This is a genomic window from Okeania sp. SIO2F5 (genome assembly GCF_010692685.1).
Classification (GTDB): Bacteria; Cyanobacteriota; Cyanobacteriia; order Cyanobacteriales; family Microcoleaceae; genus Okeania; species Okeania hirsuta.
In genome coordinates, this window is the sequence record NZ_JAAHGU010000262.1 from 1 (window position 1) to 3,860 (window position 3,860).

Genomic DNA, 3,860 nt, shown 5'->3' on the forward strand with positions numbered 1-3,860 from the left:
GCATCCTTAAAACTTTAACCTTTAGCGATCGCCTAATTTATGAAAAATACAGCTCATACAGTTACTTTTATGTTACATTATCAATATTTATGTAATATGTAAAGATGCCAGCGCTCATTGCTATATCTAATAGACATCTGGTAAAAATCCAAAATCAAATCAATTCTCACACATAAATTATCAATTCTTTCCCCCTACTGCCTACAGCAAAGCTGCCTACTGCCTCTTTTCTGGAGATGTCTAATGGAAAAAATCGTGCCTTGGGGTTTAATAGCTTTAGTCATAGCTTGCCAGTTACCATCAGTGTCGTTCAAGCACAGAATATAATCGACATTTTGATAACCAAATTTATCAATCTCTTCCGCAAGATTATTGCGATGATTGACCACTTCATCAGCACCAAGTTTTTGACAGCAAGCGATAGTTTCAGGACGAGAAGCTGTAGCAATAATATTAAGCTTGGCTAACTTTTTCGCTATTTGAATCGCAATAGAACCAACTCTCCCTGCACCATTGATAATTAAAATTGGGCGTTGGTAAGTGAAGGTATGATCAGGAAAGAATGCGTACGCTAAACAGTTAGAGCAGGTTTTAGAACTGGGAAACCATCTATCAACGATGATTAACTCAGCAACCATATAACTCATATCATGTCCGGTTGAATAATTAGACTTTGGTGGTAAGGAAGGCAGAGAGCAGAAAGCAGAAGGCAGAAGGGTTTCTTCCAATTTTAACCTAATTCTATACACAAACGATGCTACCGGACATGATATCACACTTGTATTCTAGCTGTCTTCTGAATTCATAAAAACCCATAGACGTCCCACACTCCCCACACCTCCTATACCATTACTATCCAATAATTAAATTTGAGGTGATATCAACCTTCCCCATAGCAATAAAAACCAAGGGATTTTGAAATTTGGTATTAACCAGGCATATTTTCTCAGTGCAGGAATAGTAAAAGGAATTAAAAAACGAAGGGAACGTACAGATATAGGACAATTACCATTCTCATCTAGAATATTATATTTTTCAGCAAGTTCAGCAACAATTCGCACCTTACCCGTATGACTCATAATACTTGGTTCAGCAGCCAGATTCGCAATAACTCTACCTATAAACAAAGGAGTTTCCCAATTTTCACTATCACCAAAACTATCTACAGTATTGCTTTGACTCAATTGATTGGTAAAATTAATTATATGTTCTGTACCGACAATTCCCGGCCAAATAGATATAGAAGCAATATTATCTGCTTTTAACTCTACTGCCATATCTGCTGCCAGGCGATCGCTTGCTGCCTTACCCGCACCATAAGCAGCACCAAATAGATAAGACATACCACCCCAGGAAGAAATAGTAAAGATAATTCCTCCCCCACGAGGAGCCATCATTCGGGCAGCAAATACACTGCTAATATAGTGACTGCGAAGACCTACATTATTCACCAGGTCCCAAAGACTAGGTTCAGATTTCCAGAATGGCTGACCGTAGGCATTTCTAATAGCTTCTACTCCGGAGAAGACATTGTTCACTAATATATGAAGTTGTCCCTGTTGTTCATTTTCGATGCGCTCAAAGAGTAACCGTACTTGCTCGTCATCCCCATGATCTACTTGAACAGGAATACACTTACCACCAGCTTTTTCAATAGCTAACTGTGTTTCCTGGAGAGTACCGGAAACGCCATCGTTAACACAAGGTCTTTCGAGACTACGACCTGTAATATAGATAGTAGCACCGGCCTCACCTAAACCTATTGCAATGCCCTTACCTATACCCCGCGTTGCTCCTGTAACCAATGCTACTTTACCTTTCAGGTCTGTCATAATTACTTACTATAGTTTACCAAATACAGTTTAGCGAAAAATGATGCCTCAACCAAACTTATCAGGGATTTTACAGTTCTGGTGGTTAATTCCGTTGCTATTGAGTATATTAGGACTTTTTTTCAGTCTCTGGATTATAGTTCCTGCTCCAAATTATTTTTTTTTACGTTTTGCAGTGGGATCTCCTGAAATTAGCCCTTGGCTGATTTGCCTGAATCTGTTTGTGCTTATACTAACAGTTTTTGTTCACAAAACTTGGTTGTCTGGTATCATCTTCATCTCTAGCTTACTTGGCCTAATATTAAGTTTACTGCCACTGAGCCAGCTAGCTACTACCAAAACTAACTTTGCTGTTGAGATGGAGACGGTTTTGGGAACAGACTATTTACAAAGTGTTCCTGAAGACTTAAAAGTCCAAATGCGCCCCCAACCATTTGTCCTTACAGACGTTTTTCGCGGGCTTCCTAAAAAGGAAGTTCGGGCCCAAAGAGGTATTGTCTTTGCCAGTCCCGATGGAGTAGACCTCAAACTAAATGTTTACCAGCCTTTAGTTACACAAAAGTTGCAGAAGCTTCCTACTGTGGTAATTGTCTACGGTGGAGCTTGGAGACAAGGCAGTCCTGATAACTATGAGAGGTTTAGTTGTTACATAGCAGCTCAAGGCTACTCAGTAATAGCTATTGATTACCGCCATGCACCCAAGTATAAATTTCCCGCTCAACTCGAAGATGTACGAGCAGCCTTGCAGTATATTCAAGCCCATGCGGATAATTTGGAAGTAGATATTGAACGCATAGCGATAATGGGTCGTTCAGCAGGAGGCCATTTAGCAACTCTGGCTGCTTACGAGCAAGGTGCTATGCCTTTTCGAGCAGTGGTAAGTTACTACGCACCTAGTGACTTAATAGAACAGTTCCGCAATCTACCTTTTCCCAATCCTATCAATATAAATACTGTCCTGCGGGATTTTTTGGGAGGAACACCAGACGAACTCTTAGAACTCTATCAAAAAGCTTCTCCCAAAAGTTATGTTAGACCTGCTCTTCCCCCTTCTTTACTGGTTTATGCAGGTCGCGACCACATCGTAGAACCTAAGTTTGGACGAGTTTTATACAATCAACTGCGAGCAACTGGCAACCAGGCTATTTTTTTAGAAATCCCCTGGGCAGAACACTCCTTTGACGCAGTTTTTCCTGGGATTAGCAATCAGCTTGCTTTGTATTATACCGAACGCTTTTTAGCATCTGTGCTTCACGGGGTGATATAGAATCCGTAATTAGATGGGGAGTAGGGGAGTAGGGAAGTAGGGGAGTAGGGCAGGGCTAATTCTTTGTCGTAGCGAGAATATTTGCAACCCTATTTTTTGTTGAGTTCCTGTGCTTTCTACACTCCCCACACTCCCCACACCTCCCACACTCCCCACACCTCCCACACTCCCCACACCTCCCACACTCCCCACCCCCTCCTCTTTTTTTCTAGGCGTGACAATAAATTCACCCTGGGGGAGTAGGGGAGATGGGGAGCTTGAGAAATATTTGGTAATGGTTGAAGATGGAACATTTTTTTATACCGAATTCAACGGACTTGATATGAAAATAGCTTCAAAACCATTGTGGGATAATGGTTTCAACTATTACAGCGCTTTTCACTCTTGATGAACCACATCTTCACAAGCAAAATCTTGTAGGGGCGATTCGCGTAATTAGGAGCATTCCGTAGGAAATCGCTCCTACTGTGGTTTACCCAAATGAAAACCGCTGTAAGACCCTGTCTAAAATATTGATTTTTCGCGTTTGATAATAATAATCATTTTAGGACTTACGCAGATACGCTATATATAGCCCTCAAAACTATTGTCCAATAGTCATTGGACTCTATACATAGTGCCTTTGCGTAAGTCCTGATATCATGTCCGTTTATATCGTTTGTGTAAACCCAAGGGTGAATATCTACAGGAAATGATGGTTTTTTCTTGCGAGGGTAGCCTTCTTCCCTCTTCCCTCTTTCTTCTTCCTTCTTCCTTCTTCC

At 41.0% G+C, this 3,860-nt stretch carries 5 protein-coding genes; 1 reads left to right on the top strand and 4 read right to left on the bottom strand.

Annotated elements, in window-relative coordinates; all coding sequences use genetic code 11:
* Nucleotides 1-194 precede the first annotated feature (194 nt).
* Together F6K27_RS32605 and F6K27_RS32610 are read right to left on the bottom strand one after the other, a co-directional pair.
* On the bottom strand, nt 195-728 hold the full coding sequence (locus F6K27_RS32605; protein ID WP_287280053.1) for a zinc-binding dehydrogenase: 534 nt from the start codon (nt 726-728) through the stop codon (nt 195-197).
* A 135-nt stretch (nt 729-863) separates the two neighbouring features.
* The gene (locus F6K27_RS32610) at nt 864-1,832 is read right to left on the bottom strand and encodes an SDR family NAD(P)-dependent oxidoreductase (protein WP_287280055.1); all 969 of its coding nucleotides are present in this window, start codon (nt 1,830-1,832) and stop codon (nt 864-866) included.
* Between the two features lie 223 nt (nt 1,833-2,055).
* Here F6K27_RS32610 and F6K27_RS32615 point away from each other — a divergent pair, with 223 nt between their 5' ends.
* Entirely contained in the window at nt 2,056-3,099 is a 1,044-nt protein-coding gene (locus F6K27_RS32615; protein WP_287280057.1) for an alpha/beta hydrolase, read from the top strand.
* Between the two features lie 9 nt (nt 3,100-3,108).
* On the opposite strand, the gene F6K27_RS32620 is transcribed toward F6K27_RS32615, so the two are convergent.
* Nucleotides 3,109-3,291 (bottom strand): hypothetical protein, encoded by a 183-nt coding sequence (locus F6K27_RS32620; protein ID WP_192901338.1) that lies wholly within the window; start codon nt 3,289-3,291, stop codon nt 3,109-3,111.
* Nucleotides 3,292-3,650: 359 nt separating this feature from the next.
* Nucleotides 3,651-3,860, bottom strand: a 210-nt coding sequence (locus F6K27_RS32625) for a hypothetical protein (RefSeq protein WP_287280058.1), incomplete at its 5' end; no start/stop codon positions are given.

What these genes read in the sequence shown, in the direction of transcription:
- F6K27_RS32610 (WP_287280055.1), bottom strand. Translation starts at nt 1,832, where the DNA reads ATGACAGACCTGAAAGGTAAAGTAGCATTGGTTACAGGAGCAACGCGG.